Origin of the sequence: Calothrix sp. NIES-2098, assembly GCF_963875125.1 — a bacterium.
In the GTDB taxonomy this organism is placed as follows: Bacteria; Cyanobacteriota; Cyanobacteriia; order Cyanobacteriales; family Nostocaceae; genus Aulosira.
Window position 1 is genome coordinate 5,566,041 of the sequence record NZ_CAWNKJ010000001.1, and the last position, 17,730, is coordinate 5,583,770.

Below are 17,730 nucleotides of genomic sequence, written 5' to 3' on the forward strand. Positions count from 1 at the left end.
CAGTGTTTTCACTGGCGCTTCCAGCAGCCCAAGACGGAAGTCTTGGTAATAGAAGCTGGATTAAAATATTCCCTCCTCACCGATGTTTGCTACTGTTGCTACTCAAGTGAGGTATAGCTAGTAGTAACGCAAGTGGCAATCAATAAAATCAACAAAAATCTAGATAACAACAGAAATATTTAGGAATTGTCAAATGGGCATATAGTGTAATAGGCTAATTTTATTACCGCATCCGGGTAATTTTGGCAACTTTTGTTTCGGGTTGGTTATCACTAACTTTACCTGGAAATTAGCTGTCATCTGGTAAAGAATTGAGAGAATACTTAGCTTCACGATATAAATAAAAAGCTACAGGGCAAAGGTAATTTGTCTAACTCAGCATAAACACATAAAAAATAACGCGATTATTTTAACACGGTAAAACAAAACGTAAAACCGAAGTTAAAATTTTTTTTCCTTAAATTTCGGTGATTTTTGTTTTCCTCCATTGCTCAATCTGAGAAATTTTTCTCACAAGCAGCGGCAAAATTCGTAACTCAGCATTTCAGGAACAGGCTATGCATAATAAACCAATGAATCAAGTGCAGAAAATGTCATTTTCACATACTGACTCAAGGGATAGTTACCAGGGGCAAAGGTGGTTAGTTGAGGAACGAGATGCTTGTGGTGTAGGGTTTATCGCCCATCGCCAGAATTTTGCCAGCCACGAAATTGTGGCCAAAGCTTTAGCTGCTTTAACTTGCTTAGAACACCGGGGTGGTTGTAGCGCTGACCAAGACTCAGGCGATGGTGCAGGGATATTGACCGCTATACCTTGGGAGTTGTTCCAAGCAGACTATATCCCCAAAGAAATAGAAGCTTTATCCAGCAGTAATTTGGCTGTGGGCATGATCTTCTTACCACAAGACTCCGAAGCAGCGCAAAAATCGCGAGCAATGGTTGAGCAAATTGCGGCTGAGGAAAAATTAACCGTACTGGGCTGGCGAGTAGTACCAGTGCAGCCTCATTCATTAGGGATACAAGCAAAAGAAAATCAACCCCAAATCGAACAAGTCTTTTTATCTTCTGCAACTAAAAGCGGTGAAGAACTAGAACGGGAACTGTATATTACCCGCCGTCGGATTTTTAAAGCGGCAAAAAGTATCTCGGATGACTTTTACGTTTGCTCCTTATCGAGCCGCACAATTGTCTATAAAGGCATGGTGCGTTCTGCGGTGTTGGGAGATTTTTATGACGATCTCAAAAATCCTGCTTACAAAAGCGCTTTTGCAGTCTATCATCGCCGTTTTAGTACCAACACCATGCCCAAGTGGCCTTTAGCTCAACCAATGCGGTTGTTGGGTCATAATGGCGAAATCAACACTTTGTTAGGCAATATCAACTGGATGATGGCTAGAGAAGCTAGTCTAGAACATCCTGTGTGGGGCGATCGCATTAATGAACTCAAGCCATTAGTCCACATTGACAATAGCGACTCAGCCACTCTAGACAACGTATTTGAACTGTTGGTGCGTTCTGGACGCAGCCCCTTGGAAGCCTTGATGATGCTGGTTCCAGAAGCTTACCAAAATCAGCCTTCTCTCAAGGACTATCCAGAGATTACCGATTTTTACGAATACTACAGTGGTTTGCAAGAAGCGTGGGACGGCCCGGCACTTTTGGTATTTAGTGACGGGCAAAAAGTCGGAGCCACATTAGATCGCAATGGCTTAAGACCAGCTCGTTACGCCATCACTAAAGACGACTACATTGTTGTAGCTTCCGAAGCAGGTGTAGTAGACCTCCCAGAAGCTAACATTGTTGAAAAAGGCAGGCTTGGCCCTGGACAGATGATTGCCGTGGATTTAACCACGAATGAGGTGCTGAAAAATTGGGAAATTAAACAGCGCATCGCCAAACAGCACCCTTACGGGGAATGGTTGAAACACCACCGTCAAGATCTGAAAGACCTAGTTAATGGTCATGCGGCATCGACCAATGGTAATGCTCATAAGGCTATTAACACCAATGGTAATGGCCATGTTGCCAGCGATAATGGACACATAACAGCAGAAAAAATCGATAGACAAACCTTGCTGCAACATCAAGTTGCCTTTGGCTACACCACAGAAGATGTAGAAATGGTGATTCAGCCAATGGCGATGCAAGGTTCTGAACCTACTTTCTGTATGGGAGATGATATTCCTCTAGCAGTGCTGTCAGAAAAACCCCACTTGCTTTATGACTATTTCAAACAGCGCTTTGCACAGGTGACAAACCCAGCAATCGATCCTTTACGGGAAAAGCTAGTAATGTCGCTGAAAGTTGAACTGGGCGAACGAGGTAACTTATTAGAAGTTAAGCCAGAGTACGCTCGCAGAATTAAACTAGAATCGCCAGTACTGACAGAGGCAGAATTAGAAGCGATTAAACTTTCAGGATTTGCCACTGCCGAATTATCAACTCTGTTTGAAATAGCCACAGGCCCAGAAGGTTTGAAGAAAGCAGTTGAAGCTTTACAAGCCAAAGCAGCTGAATCGGTACGGGCGGGTGCGAAGATTTTGATATTGAGCGATCGCTCTCCTCTAGGTACAGAATATAGTTACATTCCTCCTCTGTTAGCAGTGGGTGCAGTACACCATCATCTGATCCGCGAAGGGTTGCGGATGAAAGCATCCCTAATTGTCGATACTGCTCAGTGTTGGAGTACCCATCACTTTGGTTGTCTAATTGGCTATGGTGCTGGTGCAGTTTGTCCTTATATGGCTTTAGATACTGTCCGCGATTGGTGGTCAGATCCTAAAACCCAACAGTTTATGGCACGGGGACAAATCGCTAGCATCACCCTAGAGAAAGCTATAGCCAACTATCGCAAAGCTGTAGAATCTGGATTACTGAAGATTCTCTCCAAGATGGGAATTTCTTTACTCTCCAGCTATCAAGCAGCACAAATCTTTGAAGCCATCGGTATCGGTGGAGATTTGTTAGCACTAGGATTCAAAGGTACAGCCTCCCGTATTGGTGGCTTAAGTGTGAGTGAACTAGCTACGGAAATACTTTCTTTCCATCACAAAGCTTTCCCAGAACTAACAAGCAAGAAGTTAGAAAACTTGGGCTTTGTCCAGTACCGTCGTGGCGGTGAGTACCACATGAATAGCCCCGAACTGGCAAAAGCATTGCATAAGGCTGTAGATGGCAAGCAATACGACCACTACGAGGTTTACAAAAAGCATTTACAAGGTAGACCAGTAACAGCTTTGCGCGATTTGCTAGACTTCCAAAGCGATCGCTCGCCAATTCCTTTAGAAGAAGTAGAGTCAGTTAGTGAAATTGTCCAACGCTTCTGCACCGGCGGGATGTCTTTGGGCGCTTTGTCACGCGAAGCACACGAAACTTTAGCGATCGCTATGAACCGCATTGGCGGTAAATCAAACTCTGGTGAAGGTGGCGAAGATCCAGTACGTTATAAAGTTTTAGATGATGTAGACGAATCCGGTCATTCACCCACCCTTCCCCACCTCAAAGGATTGCGGAATGGTGATACTGCTTCTAGCGCGATCAAGCAAGTTGCATCGGGACGCTTTGGTGTCACACCTGGTTACTTAGCCAGCGCCAAACAAATTGAAATCAAAATTGCCCAAGGTGCCAAGCCAGGAGAAGGTGGACAATTACCAGGGCCGAAGGTAAGTCCTTATATTGCGATGTTACGCCGTTCTAAGCCTGGTGTAACTCTAATTTCTCCACCTCCGCACCACGATATCTACTCGATTGAAGACCTCGCCCAGTTAATTTTTGACCTGCACCAAATCAATCCCAAAGCGCAGGTGTCGGTGAAGCTAGTAGCAGAAATCGGCATCGGGACGATCGCAGCTGGGGTAGCTAAAGCTAACGCCGATATCATCCAGATTTCCGGTCACGACGGCGGTACGGGTGCATCGCCGCTGAGTTCTATTAAACACGCTGGTTCGCCTTGGGAACTCGGTTTAAGTGAAGTACATCGCGTGTTGATGCAAAACAGCCTGCGCGATCGCGTAATTCTACGGGTAGATGGCGGTCTCAAGAGTGGCTGGGACGTGCTAATTGGTGCTTTAATGGGCGGTGAAGAATTCGGTTTTGGTTCCATCGCCATGATTGCCGAAGGTTGTATCATGGCGCGGATCTGCCATACCAACAACTGCCCTGTAGGTGTCGCTTCTCAAAAAGAAGAACTGCGGAAGCGGTTTACTGGTATGCCCGAACACGTCGTTAACTTCTTCTACTTTGTGGCAGAAGAAGTACGTAGCCTCTTGGCGAAACTAGGCTACCGTTCGCTATCAGAAGTAGTTGGACGTGCAGATTTATTGAAATTGCGTGAGGATGTCAAACTCACCAAAACGCAATCGCTAAATCTCAACTGCTTACTTCAGCTACCAGATACTAAAGAAAACCGTAGCTGGTTGGTGCATGAAGAGGTTCACAGTAACGGTGCGGTTATAGATGATGAGTTGCTTGCCGATCGAGATATTCAAGCAGCGATTCGTCACCAATCTACAATTAGCAAAACCTTGAAGATAGTCAACACCGACAGAACAGTAGGTGCTAGATTAGCAGGAGCGATCGCTTCTCAATATGGCGATAGTGGATTTGCAGGACAAATTCATCTCAACTTCCAAGGAAGTGTAGGACAGAGTTTTGGCGCATTCAACCTTCCTGGGATAATTCTTCGGTTGGAAGGAGAAGCCAACGACTATGTAGGCAAAGGAATGCACGGTGGTGAAATCATTATCAAACCCCCAGCTAATGCCACCTATAACCCTGCGCAAAATGTCATCGTTGGCAATACCTGCCTCTACGGTGCTACTGGTGGGGTGTTATTTGCCAACGGTTTAGCAGGAGAACGCTTTGCTGTGCGCAACTCCAAAGGCGTAGCAGTCATTGAAGGCGCTGGGGATCACTGCTGTGAATATATGACTGGCGGCGTAATTGTCGTCCTCGGTAAAGTCGGACGCAACGTAGCAGCGGGGATGACTGGAGGACTGGCATACTTCTTGGATGAAGATGATTCCTTCCCGGAATTAGTCAACAAGGATATCGTCAAAATCCAACGGGTAACTTCAGAAGCTGGTGAAAAGCAATTGCAAGAATTAATTCAAACACATTGCGATCGCACTGGATCGGCAAAAGCGAAGATGATTCTGCAAAACTGGCAGGAATTTCTGCCTAAGTTCTGGCAATTAGTCCCACCCTCAGAGGCCGACAGTCCAGAAGCAAATCCTCAAATCAAGCAGCTAAGTACAGTTTAATTGCTGAGTTTAGCCATTAGTTCTCAATAGTTTACTAAACTAATGGCTAACATACCAATTCAGTTATAAGATAAAAAAATAGATGAATGCAGATAAAAACTTATATTTATCTGCATTCATCTTTTATTTTGAACTTATTTAGATTTTTCCCAGAAGTCTAATCTAATACTTTAGTTTTAATTAAGCTTATTTACTTAAGTTATTAGTAATTGACCATTACTTTTTATTTGCAATAAATTGTTGGTCTTTAGCTTGCATTTCTAACAGTTCTGGAACAGTTACAAAACTATAACCTTGCTTGCGAAAGTCGGCAATAATATTAGGTAAAGCTTGCACAGTGTGAGAACGATTACCACCGCCATCATGCATTAGCACGATACCACCAGGTTTTGCTTCTCTAAACACATTATTGATTAACCGTGGCACGCTAGGGCGCGAGTAATCCATAGAGTCAGAAGACCACATAATAATGGCGTATTTGCTATTTTTAGCGTAAGCAGCTACTCCATTATGCATAATTCCTCCTGGTGGTCGAAACAAATTTGTTTTTACACCAGTAAGTTGAAATATTAAATTGGTAGTATTATCAATTTCATAGGCAGCTGTTTGTGGATTCATAAAATGATACCAATGATGCCAAGTATGATTGGCAACAGTATGTCCTTCAGCTACGACTCGCTTTAAAAGATCGGGAAAATTCTTGACGTTCTGCCCAACGACAAAAAATGTCGCTTTGATATCATTTTGTTTAAGAATATCGAGTACTTGTGCAGTACTCTCAGGCCAAGGGCCATCATCAAAAGTAAGCGCAATAACTTTCTTACCTTGACTTAGTTTTGCCGCTTCAATAGTTTTTCCTAAAAAACTTGGTGGGATAGCATAAGCGAAACCCTTAGCTTTGGCTTGTTGCTGCCAACTTGAAAGCATAGTTGTCTTTAAGCTTTCAATACGCTCTTGAGTACCTAATTTAGCAGAGGTAGGGGTTTCACTTATATTATTCTGGCTCTGAGCTTCAGAGGCATTTGGTTTGACAAGCATCATCAAGCCAAGACTAAAGCTACCAACTAAAGCAACTAGTGCAATTAATAGTCCTTGCGGCCAAAAAAATGACTTATTGTGTTCCACTTAATAGCTCCTTTAATAGTCGAACCATCAACTAAGTATCTGACGGTACTTCATAACACATTTTTTTTACAGACTTAGATACAGTGACACTGTCTAGTAATCTTGAAAAATTGAATCAAGATTAACAGAAATTTAGCAATTAGTCATATAGATTAAAAAGTTCCATGCAAACTCAGATTATGGTTTCGTGAGAAGCATTATCTATACGATATTTGCTACTATTTAATGTCAAATATGCAATTTTCAAGGTTTCAACCTTGAATTTGTATCTATCAATAGCTCAAACAAGGATACATAACAATCTAGTGATTGACTGCACCTTTAAAAATTTTGGAGTAAGAATACTGAATTTACTCAGACTTCTTAAGCTATTAGTTAATTAATTGTGCAACTCTTTACCTCTTGTTAATTGGGCATATAAATAAATATATATCCCACTAAATATTCAGAAGTAAGGTATTTAGTTAGCCAATCAGGGACGTGCTATCTACCCAAAAAGCATTTAACAAATTATTCAATTTCATAGGTGACAGAGTATATTGTAAGGCTGACAGTGATTTTTTCTTTTTTAAGAAAAAGTTAAATTTTCAATTTCTAAGGTATTACCGTTATCTTCCCTTAAGTGGGTGGACGACTCCTAATGGAATATAGTTTCCCATTTCCCAACTTAAGTTATTCGTTAATCAATATACTCTTTACTCATTCACTCAGAAAAATTTTTCTGGAATCTATATTGCTATCGTGTGTCGATAGAATGACATGATACCTGAACTGTTGAGTAATTATTGAGTTACTTTTACTATTAAGAACTTATATCAGCCACCTTTTACTATATGTATTACTCAATTAATATGATATTTTTGCATATTTTAAACTAATAGAAATACTCGCTATAACCGCAAAACTACTGAGAAAAGGAATTTTGTTGGCTGTAATCATATCATAACCGGGAACAGATTCAAATATAAATTCTAATGAATTAACTGTCACCAGTACTCATGTAGTAGTTTATTGCCAAAATAGTATTTTAGTATACTGTATATCTGATAAATCACTTAAGTAGGTTCGTTCGACTTACACTTGAGGCGTTCTGCTTCCCTCGTATACGTGCGGGGAAGCAAGCTAGGCGTTAGCACATTTGCAGGTTTAGAGGCTTCCCCACAGTTAACTAGAAACTTGTAGCTAGATATCCCATCTAAGCTAACCATAAATCTTGAGAAAATCTGATAGCAAATGTTGCTATGAGGATAGCGAAGAAACCAATAATTGCATATCCCCAACGAGGATAACGGGCAAGTAACAATCCAAATCCTACTGAAAGTGAGACAATACCGTAAGCATAGCGCTCAACAGACAATGTATTCCCAATATTGAGGATTAACAAAAAAGAGCAAAAGCCATAGATAACAGCCGCTAGAGGAATCTTCTTTCTTGAAATCCATAAAAAATAAATACCACCAAAAACCAGCAAAATTTTAATATATGGATCTCCTCCTAATAGCCATAGTATTAAATTTAATAAAGAAAAACTACATATCAGTTTGATAGAAGTCAACTTATGACGGAAGCGCCATAATAAAAAACCGCTAATAATACAGATTGTAAACAGTAGTGGATGTAATGGTTCTCGAATCTGACCAGACTGTGGATTAACCGGGCCTATTACAACTAACATCAGGTTATACCACCAACCTTGCCAGTCAAACCCTGCTGAAGAACGCCATCCTTTTTGTGCGTGGATAAAAGCTAACGCATCACCAAATTTAAGTTGGCAATACAAACTATAAATAGATACACCTAATCCCACTGCTAAACTAGCAAGATAAGCCTTTATACCTCTGCGTTCTTTCCAAGAAACAAATAAAAACGCAGGTATCAGCGCCATTCCTGGGGATCTTGTTGCGGTGGATAATGCACCCCATAATGCAACAGAGAGATATTGCTGTTTATCAAAGGCGCGTAAGGCAGCTGTAGTGAATAATAAAAACAAACCTTCAGTGTATATAACTGTTCCATAAACAGAATAAGGACACCATGCTAAAGTTGCTGTAGCCCACCTTGCTGCATTTGTACCGTACTTCTCTTCTACCCAAAAATACAGCACAATCAAAGCTGCTAAAAATGCCAAATTATTTAACAGCACGCCTGCGACTTCATAAGGCAAACCGAGGCGCATAATGAGATGAATTAATAAAGGAAACAGTGGAAAGAAAGCAACAGCACTCTGCCCATATTCATTAGTATATCCATAACCAAAAGTGGCAATTATTTGATACCAAATACTATCCCAAGCGGAAAAAACATTCCAACTAAATGTAGCAGCGATCCCGTTGGTTGGAGTTGGTAATGAAGGAGCAATCAATAACATAGCAATAACGATTATCAGACGGCTAGATAACCACATTGCTATGCCAAAAAATAAACCATTTTTTAGTAATTCTTTATTTGGTATCATTGAAATAGCTTATTTTTAAATTAATAGTCTAAATAAAAATGTATTTAACCTAGCCACTTATCTTGACCATAGCGTATCCATTGCTGAATTAAAATAATTGCTGAAATTGAAATTAAGCAGAATAGCGTGTTGTATTTTGTATTTCCAGGTATACAGCGATATAAATATCCGATAGCAACAAATAAAAATGGCATAGCAAAAACATATCTTCCTAAACTAAATAGACTACCTTGGGTTAAAAATACTATAACAGAGTGAGCAAGAGTGAAATAAACACAAACCCAAAATATATAATTTTTTGCTAAGGTATGGGCATAATTTGATGGTATTGCATTAGCAGAATCGGTCTTTAATCTCTTTAGATTGACTTTGAAAAAGTTAAATAAATATACAACAATTAACAAAGGAGGATACAAAAATAAAATATTCCACCAGCTGATAAATTTAGGAAGAATTATCTGCGATTCAAGTTTAATCTTTTTTAGATAAATGAAAAATAATGCTGAAGATAAAACAATCAACGGTAGATAAAGACCTAATAAATCTATAAGCAAAGTTTTGGGTAAAAATAATAGTTCTAAATGCAAGCCAAAACTTTTTCCCCAATGACTCTGGTCATGGAAAGGTGCAAAAAAATCACCTCTAGTCTGCCAACAGAAAGTGCCATAGACAATATATCCTAATAATGCTGATATCCATATAGCGATTGTTAGTTTCAGCTCATGCCGATATTTTTGTAGATTCTTTAATATAGTCCTTACAGAATAATTTTTTAAATCTAAACATTCCCATGTAATAACTGTCAGAATTGCTGCTAATGTTGAGAAAACTATTTGAACTACTATTGGTCTAGCTAAAGACATTAAAAATGTGATAAAAAACAAAAAATATATTTTTAAATTTTGATTAATTTTAAAATTTGGCAAACATATCCAAATAAAAAAGATACTTAAAAACGTGAATAGACTTTCTGTATAACCTATAGCTCGAAAGATTGCCATAGGATTAATAGCGTAAGCTAAACTCACAAGAAATGCTAAATAAAAGCTTTGAAAAGCTTTTTGTGAAAGCCAAAAAAATAAAAATGTAGAAATAAAGAATAAAATAGTTGCAGTAACTAAGAAATAGTGAGCAGCTTGTTCTATTGTTTGGGGATGAAAGATATTACGGATGAGGAAAGGCCATAGGGGATAAAAAGCTTTGCAACTAGGATTTATAGCCATTTCTGCATAAGCTTCTACGTCCCAGTAGTAACTTTTATGGGGTGCAACCGGGGGTATTTCGCGAAATAGTCTAGATACCGAAAAGAACTTATGAAAAGCATCTGGATAAATTAACATTCCCACAGCAGCACAAAGAATAAAGGCAATGCAGATAATTAAAGGTAAAACCCAACTAATAAGATTTTTTTTCTTGGACACCTAATATTATGTCTCCCTAAGCAATAATTTTATAAACTAGTTAATAAACTGATAAATAATTACTATCTTTTCAAAAACAAATATACATCATCACGTTGATATTGCAGTTGGAATTTAGAATTAGCTCGCAGTTTATTTACTAAACTCATAGCAAACTCTCGATTACTTGCCCAACCTGGATGGCGAACATTCAACAATACATAATTAAAACTGTTAAAATCGCCTGGTAGTGAATCAGTATTTGTAAACTGTATAAATTCTCGTTCGCTTAAATGGGGAGCAATTTGTGCTGTAGTATAAACATTTCCTTGAGTTGAAACTTGAGAGATTGCTTGTTTTGTGGCTTGCCAATTATCTACAGACTCTAAATATTTTCCACCAAAATGAGTAAACTTCGCTAGACTCAAGAATGTCACTAATGACCATAAAATAATTCCACGTTTGTTTTGTAGCCATCCTCTACCTTGAGCCAGGCTAGAAATTACAGCTAAAATCAGGAATGGTATTGCTGGTACAGAGTACTGATGTACCAAATCTTTTTGAGGTTGATAATCTGCAAGAATGTTGAGAGCTACACAAGGAATAGCACCAATTAATGGCTGCATATTTTGAGGTGATAACCCCCAAATTACAGGTGCTACCAATAGAATTAAATATCCTAAATTATCTAGAGAAAAAACCTTGGATAAAATAATTCCCGGCTGAGTTACAAGATTTTTCGCAATATCTAAAACTGAGTTACCTAAATAGCTGTAACGTCCCACTGCTGCTGCTTCTGCACCACTGAAAAAAGGAATAATCAGTTGTGTGGCGATCGCAAACCACACAATACCTGCAAAAATAGCGATCGCACCATATAAACGTCGCTTCTCAAATACCAGTAGCCAAACTCCCATCGCCGCAACTGTGAGAGATAAGACAGCTTTACATCCTAATATGAGGATAATACTGGCACAAAACCACCAAATCTTTCTGCTTCTTGCTGCCAAAACAGCCGCCAGTAGTCCTGGGATGGCTATGACTTCTGGATGGAAATCAAATAAATTTACATTAAATACTAATGGATATAGAAGGTAAACAGCTGCCATTGCTGAGGCTTGGCTGTCTTTTAATCCTGCTTGACGTGCTAGATACCATGTTGGTAAAGCACCGAAAGCTAAAGCGATTGCCTGCACAGCAAATAACCAATAAACACTGGGGTAAATTTTGTACAGTAAAGCCAAGGGATACCATATCCAAGCAGCATGATCTCCAAGTATGTGGAAACCCATGAAAGAAGAAATAGGCGGTTTTCCTTGACTAATTAAATAAACTGCTTGATCAAAAATTCCTAAATCATAAGCGGTTGATTGAAATAATTCATGTCGTAAGCTGCTAGATAAAAAGAGAATTAAGGCACTAATGCCTATCATCCAACTCACACCACCTAACTTAAGTTTTTCTTGCATAAATTGTTTAATAATTTCAATTAAAAAAAATTAACCACAGAGACGCAGAGACGCAGAGAATTCATAAATGCTAGTTTTTGGCAAAGACATAAAGGTTATCACGTTGATATTGCAATTGAATTCCTGGTTGGTTTCGTAGTTTTCCAACTAAGGTGGATGCTAATTCTTTAGACATTGATAGACCAGGTTTATTAGTGTTAATTAGTATATAATCAAAAATGTTAAAATTATTTGGCAGAGCATCACGATTAATCAAATAAATAAATTGTCTGTGGCTTAAATGAGGGGCAAGTTCATCTGTTGTCAGAACAGTACCTTGAGTTTTTACTAGGGCGATCGCTTCTCTTGTAGCTTGCCAATTATCGAGATTTTTCAAATATTTACCACTGAAATATGTAAATTTTGCTAGGCTTAAAAAAGCAACTAAAGACCACAAGATAATCGTTCGTTTTTTCTGTAACCATCCCCGTCCTGTGGCTAGAGTTTTAATGACAGCTAATAATAGGAATGGTAAAATTGGTAGAGAATACTGGTGCAGTAATTCTTTTTGAGGTTGGTAATCAGCCAATAGATTAATAGCTAGAGAAGGAATAGCAGCAAATAAAGGTGTTATTCCTTGAAGTGACAATCCCCAAATAATGGGTGCTATGAGTAAAATTAAATATCCTAGGTTCTCAGTTGAAAATAAATTTCCAAATATAATACCTGATTTATTTAACAAGTTTTGAGGCATCTCTGAAAAAGAGTTACCTAAATAGCTATAGCGCCCAATATGACGTTCTATTGAAGCTGCTTCGGTACCAAATATAGGGATGATGGTTTTAGTTGCGACTATAAACCAAGTAATACCTGCAAAAATAGCGATCGCACCATATAAGCGTCGCTTTTCAAATATCAGCAGCCAAATTCCCATCGCCGCAACAGTTAAAGACAAAACTGCCTTACAACCCAAAATTAGAAGGATGCTGGCGCAAAACCACCAAATTTTTCCGCATCTAGCTGCTAAAACTGCCCCTAAAAATGCTGGAACAGCCATAACTTCTGGATGAAAATCAAAAAGGTTGACATTAAAAATGACTGGATAAAGTAAGTACACAAATGCCATTGCTAAAGCTTGGCTATCCTTCAATCCAGCTTGATGTGCTAGATACCATGTTGGCAAAGCACCAAATGATAAAGCGATCGCCTGTACAGCGAATAACCAATAAACAGTAGGATAAATTTTGTACAGTAAAGCTAAAGGATAGAGAATCCAAGCAGCATGATCGCCAAGAATATGAAACCCAATAAAAGAAGAAATAGGTGATTTTCCTTGACTAATTAAATAAACTGCTTGGTCAAAAATTTCTAGATCCCAAGCAAGGGATTGAAATAATTCATGTCGTAAACTACTACACGCAAATAAAATTAAGGCACTGATGCCTATTATCCAAGCTAAACCACCAAATTCTTGTTTTTTCTCCATGCTATTTAGATAAATTAAGCAAGTTTATCGAAACTAATTTTTCTAGCTGCTTATTTTTTTAAATAAATAAACATCATCGCGTTGATATTTTAAGTTAAAATTTTGATTATTTTTTAATTCATTAGCTAAACTATCGGCAAATTCTTGGTTACTAAAATGATGACGAAGATTTAGTAATACATAATCAAATATATTTAAATCTACTGGTGGAGCAGTTGCATCTGTTAACTTAATTAATGGTCGATGGGCTAAATGAGGAGCGATATTATAAGTAGTTAGCACACTGCCTTGAGTTTGAACTAAGGCGATCGCTTCTCTTGTGGCTTGCATGGTGTCTGCATACCACATTTGTTTTGAGCTAATAAAAGGAATTTTCGCTAATGCTAAAAACCCTACTAAAGACCACAAAATAATAGCTCGTTTTTGTTGTAGCCATACTCTGTTTGCTGCGATATTAGCAATTATAGCTACCATCAAAAATGGTAAAACTGGTAGCGAATAATGACGAATTAAATCTTTTTGTGATGGATGATCTGCAAGAATATTGAGTAATAAGCAAGGAATAGCACTAATCAAAGGCGTAAAACCTGGAGGTGCGAGTCCCCAAATCACAGGTACTATTAGTAGCAGTAAGTAACCTAAATTAGTTACAGAAAAAATTTTCTCTAACATAATTTCTGGATGCAGTGCCAGAATTTTAGCCATCTCTGAAAAAGAGTTGCCTAGATAACTATATCGATAGAAATGACGATTTAGTAATGCTGCTTCACCACCAAATAGAGGGATAATAAATTTGTTCGCAATCGCAAACCAGACAATACCTGTAAAAATAGCGATCGCACCACATAAACGCTTTTTTTCAAACCAGAATAACCAAACTCCCATCGCCGCAATTGTCAGAGAAAATACGGCTTTGCAGCCCAAAACTACAAGTATGCTGAAACAAAACCAAGCAATTTTTCCTAACCTTGCTGTTAAAACTGCCCATAACAGCGCTGGAACAGCGATTGTATCTGGATGAAAATCAAATAAATTGGCGTTATAGACTAATGGATACAGTAAATAGACTAGTACCATTGCAACTGCTTGGCTTTTTTTCAGTCCAGCATGACACGCTAAATACCATATAGGTAAAGCACCTAAAGCTAAAGCAGTTGACTGTACAGCAAATAACCAATAAACACTAGGGTAAATTTTGTAGAGTAAAGCCAAAGGATACAATATCCAAGCAGCATGATCGGCCAGAATATGAAAATCTAAAAAAGATGAAATTGCTGGTTGTCCTTGGCTAATTAAGTAAACTGCTTGGTCAAAAATTCCTAAATCCCAAGCGCCTGAATCAAACTTCTCATGTCTAAAAATGCTGGATATAAATAAAAATAAGGCACTGATACTTATTATTGAAACTAGAGGATTTGCGATCGAATTTAATGATATATTTTTAATCTCTTTTACTTGATTGCTCATCAATTTTAAATTAATAACTAAATGAAATAGTCAATTGATTATAAAAACTATTTTTTAAACGAACAACAAAGAAGATAATTAGAATAGTCTTTAATATATCATCGGTGCTAAATAATTAATTTTTTAACAAACAAATATACATCATCACGTTGATAAGTCAACTTAAATTCTGAGATATTTTGGAGTTGTTGTACCAAGCTCTGAGAAAATTCTGGCTGATAAGCCCAAAGTCCAGTATGGCGCACGTTCAGCAACACATAATCAAACTCTTTTAAATCTTTAATAGGGGAATTAGCATCTATCAGCTTGATTGTTTGTCGATGGGTAACATGGGGGGCAATGATATCTGTAGTGTAAATACTTCCTGTTGTGTGAATTTGGGCGATCGCTTCTCTTGTAGCTTGCAATGTATCGAGGTAACTCAAATATTTTGTCCAAAAAAAGCCATATTTACCTAAGCTTAAAAAAGCTATTAATGACCATAGAATAATTGCTCTTTTATTTTGTAGTAATCCTCTACCTGCTGCCAAACTTTTGATTACTGCTAATAATAGAAAAGGCAAAATTGGTAAAGAGTATTGAAATACCAAATCTTTTTGATGATGATAATCGGCTATCAAATTGATTGCTAAAGGAGGAATAGCAGCTACCAAAGGTGTCATAGCTGGTAGAGACAGCCCCCAAATTACAGGTACAAATAGCAAAATTAAATAAGAAAGGTTATCAAATGACAGTAGCTTTTCTAAGACAATCCCTGGTTGAAAAAGAAAAGTGTGAGCCATTTCTGGAAAAGATTTTCCGAGATAGCTATAACGATAAATATGACGTTCGACTGATGCGGCAGAGCCACCAAAATAAGGGATGATGCCTTTGGTAGCGATCGCAAACCAAGCAAGACCACTCAAAAGAGCGATCGCACCGTATAACCGTCGTTTTTCAAATATTAATAGCCAGACTCCTAGTGCGGCGATGCTGAGAGCAAATACTGCTTTACATCCCAACACTATGAGAATGCTGCCACAAAACAACCAAATGTTTCCGCCTCTTGCTACTAGAACTGCAAATAAAAGTGCTGGTACAGCAATTACATCTGGATGGAAATCAAACAAATTGATATTAAAAATTAGTGGATATAGCAAATAAGCCGTAGCTACAGCAATGGCTTGACTTTCCTTCAATCCCGCTTGCAAAGCTAAATACCATGTCAGTAAAGTACCTAATGACAAAGCAATTGCCTGCACAGCAAATAACCAGTAGACACTGGGGTAAATTTTGTACAGTAAAGCCAAGGGATACAAGATCCAAGCAGCATGGTCAGCTAGAACGTGAAAACCCGCAAAAGATGAAATAGGTGGCTTTCCCTGACTAATTAAATAAACCGCTTGGTCAAAAAATCCTAAATCCCAAGCACCTGATTGAAATAGCTGATGTCGTAAGCTACTACAAGCAAACAAAATTAAGGCACTAACGCCAATCATCCAACTAACGGGAGCAAGCTGATTTAGTTTTTTTCCCATGCCATCAAGAAGCGATTAGAAATTTCGAGTGGAAAAAACCAGGCTTACCAAGTTGCAATTTAGATATATTACTAGAAAAGGTAGCGCAGCAGATGAGATGGAAAGCCGCATAACTAGCATTGTGGACTAGAGTTCATCTTTTCTTTGCATAAATCAAGATTTCGGATATCAAACCACCGATAAATATTGACGTTTTGCTTTGATCCCAAGTTGCAACAATTCTAGCGATCGCTTTGATGAAGGAGTCCTCAGCAATTTATAGTGAGAGTTGTCTGTAAATCTTAAACAATTGTGAAAGCTATTACTCTTGTTGGTTCCACTGGCTCTATTGGTACTCAGACTTTAGATATTGTTTCCCAGTACCCAGATCAGTTTCGGATTGTAGGATTGGCAGCGGGAAGTAATGTAGAAATGTTGGCTGCTCAAATTCGGCAGTTTCGACCGCAGATAGCAGCTATTTGTGTAGAAGACAAATTGCCAGCGCTGCAAGAAGCAATCAAAGACCTCGATCCCCAGCCAATTCTTCTCGCTGGCGAAGCGGGAGTTATAGAAGTTGCTCGTTATGGTGATGCTGAAACAGTAGTCACTGGTATCGTTGGATGTGCAGGATTACTCCCCACCATCGCTGCTATTGAAGCTGGTAAAGATATCGCCTTAGCAAACAAAGAAACTCTCATTGCTGGTGGGCCTGTAGTTCTACCTTTAGTAGAAAAACACGGTGTAAAACTACTACCCGCAGACTCAGAACATTCCGCAATCTTTCAATGCCTCCAAGGTGTACCAAAAGGCGGTTTAAGGAAGATTTTGCTCACTGCATCTGGTGGAGCTTTTCGAGATTGGGAGGTAGAAAAGTTAGCAGAAGTAACTGTTGCCGATGCTCTCAAGCATCCTAACTGGTCAATGGGACGTAAAATCACCGTAGATTCTGCAACTTTAATGAATAAGGGATTAGAAGTAATTGAGGCGCACTTTCTCTTTGGTTTGGATTATGACCAAATCGAGATTGTCATCCATCCCCAAAGCATCATTCACTCGCTGATTGAACTACAAGATACTTCCGTTTTAGCTCAACTCGGCTGGCCAGATATGCGCTTACCCTTACTCTATGCTTTATCTTGGCCCGATCGCATCTACACTGACTGGGAAAGATTGGATTTGGTGAAAGCTGGAAACTTAACCTTCCGCGAACCAGACCATCAAAAGTATCCTTGTATGCGGCTAGCTTATGCTGCGGGACAGGCTGGTGGTTCGATGCCTGCTGTATTAAATGCTGCTAATGAGCAAGCTGTGGCTTTATTTTTAGAAGAAAAAATTCGCTTTTTAGATATTCCCCGTTGTATCGAATTGGTGTGCGATCGCCATCAAAATGATAACTGTAAAAATCCCTCTTTAGATGACATTGTGGCAGCAGATAAATGGGCAAGACAAGAAGTTTTAACAGCAACTGAAAATTTATCAAGCCACTCGCAAGTAGTTTCGTTGCGATAACTAATGAAACCCAACAAAACGATGAAGATTTGTTGGGTTTTACTTGACTCTATCTGACTTATTTTTGATAGATAGATAAAGCA

Annotated in this window: 10 protein-coding genes; 2 read left to right on the top strand and 8 right to left on the bottom strand. The window is 38.6% G+C overall.

What is annotated here, in order from left to right; genetic code table 11:
- Positions 1-557 precede the first annotated feature (557 nt).
- On the top strand, positions 558-5,261 hold the full coding sequence (gltB, locus tag AACU33_RS23390; RefSeq protein WP_096591018.1) for a glutamate synthase large subunit: 4,704 nt from the start codon (positions 558-560) through the stop codon (positions 5,259-5,261).
- Between the two features lie 216 nt (positions 5,262-5,477).
- Here the strand turns inward: gltB and AACU33_RS23395 are convergent, their stop codons facing one another.
- The 8 genes from AACU33_RS23395 to AACU33_RS23430 all read right to left on the bottom strand — a co-directional run bounded on the left by AACU33_RS23395 (position 5,478) and on the right by AACU33_RS23430 (position 16,159).
- Positions 5,478-6,386, bottom strand: coding sequence for a polysaccharide deacetylase family protein (locus tag AACU33_RS23395; RefSeq protein WP_096591020.1), 909 nt, complete (start codon positions 6,384-6,386; stop codon positions 5,478-5,480).
- 1,055 nt (positions 6,387-7,441) lie between these two features.
- Positions 7,442-7,594: a hypothetical protein gene (locus tag AACU33_RS23400; RefSeq protein ID WP_339376237.1), complete on the bottom strand. Its 153-nt coding sequence runs from the start codon at positions 7,592-7,594 to the stop codon at positions 7,442-7,444.
- On the bottom strand, positions 7,582-8,841 hold the full coding sequence (locus AACU33_RS23405) for a mannosyltransferase family protein (RefSeq protein ID WP_096591022.1): 1,260 nt from the start codon (positions 8,839-8,841) through the stop codon (positions 7,582-7,584). Before AACU33_RS23405 ends, AACU33_RS23400 begins: the two co-directional genes overlap by 13 nt.
- A 44-nt stretch (positions 8,842-8,885) precedes the next feature.
- Positions 8,886-10,262, bottom strand: coding sequence for a mannosyltransferase (locus AACU33_RS23410; RefSeq protein ID WP_096591024.1), 1,377 nt, complete (start codon positions 10,260-10,262; stop codon positions 8,886-8,888).
- Positions 10,263-10,324: 62 nt separating this feature from the next.
- On the bottom strand, positions 10,325-11,710 hold the full coding sequence (locus AACU33_RS23415) for a DUF2079 domain-containing protein (protein ID WP_096591026.1): 1,386 nt from the start codon (positions 11,708-11,710) through the stop codon (positions 10,325-10,327).
- Between the two features lie 70 nt (positions 11,711-11,780).
- Positions 11,781-13,175 carry a DUF2079 domain-containing protein gene (locus tag AACU33_RS23420; protein ID WP_096591028.1) on the bottom strand — a complete coding sequence of 465 codons (1,395 nt, stop codon included), beginning with the start codon at positions 13,173-13,175 and terminating at the stop codon, positions 11,781-11,783.
- Positions 13,176-13,217: 42 nt separating this feature from the next.
- Complete coding sequence (locus AACU33_RS23425; RefSeq protein ID WP_096591031.1) at positions 13,218-14,642, bottom strand: DUF2079 domain-containing protein; 1,425 nt, start codon at positions 14,640-14,642, stop codon at positions 13,218-13,220.
- Between the two features lie 107 nt (positions 14,643-14,749).
- Positions 14,750-16,159: a DUF2079 domain-containing protein gene (locus tag AACU33_RS23430; RefSeq protein WP_096591033.1), complete on the bottom strand. Its 1,410-nt coding sequence runs from the start codon at positions 16,157-16,159 to the stop codon at positions 14,750-14,752.
- A gap of 291 nt (positions 16,160-16,450) precedes the next feature.
- Between AACU33_RS23430 and dxr the strand changes: the two genes are divergently transcribed.
- On the top strand, positions 16,451-17,647 hold the full coding sequence (gene dxr, locus AACU33_RS23435; protein ID WP_096591035.1) for a 1-deoxy-D-xylulose-5-phosphate reductoisomerase: 1,197 nt from the start codon (positions 16,451-16,453) through the stop codon (positions 17,645-17,647).
- The last annotated feature ends 83 nt before the right edge of the window (positions 17,648-17,730 follow it).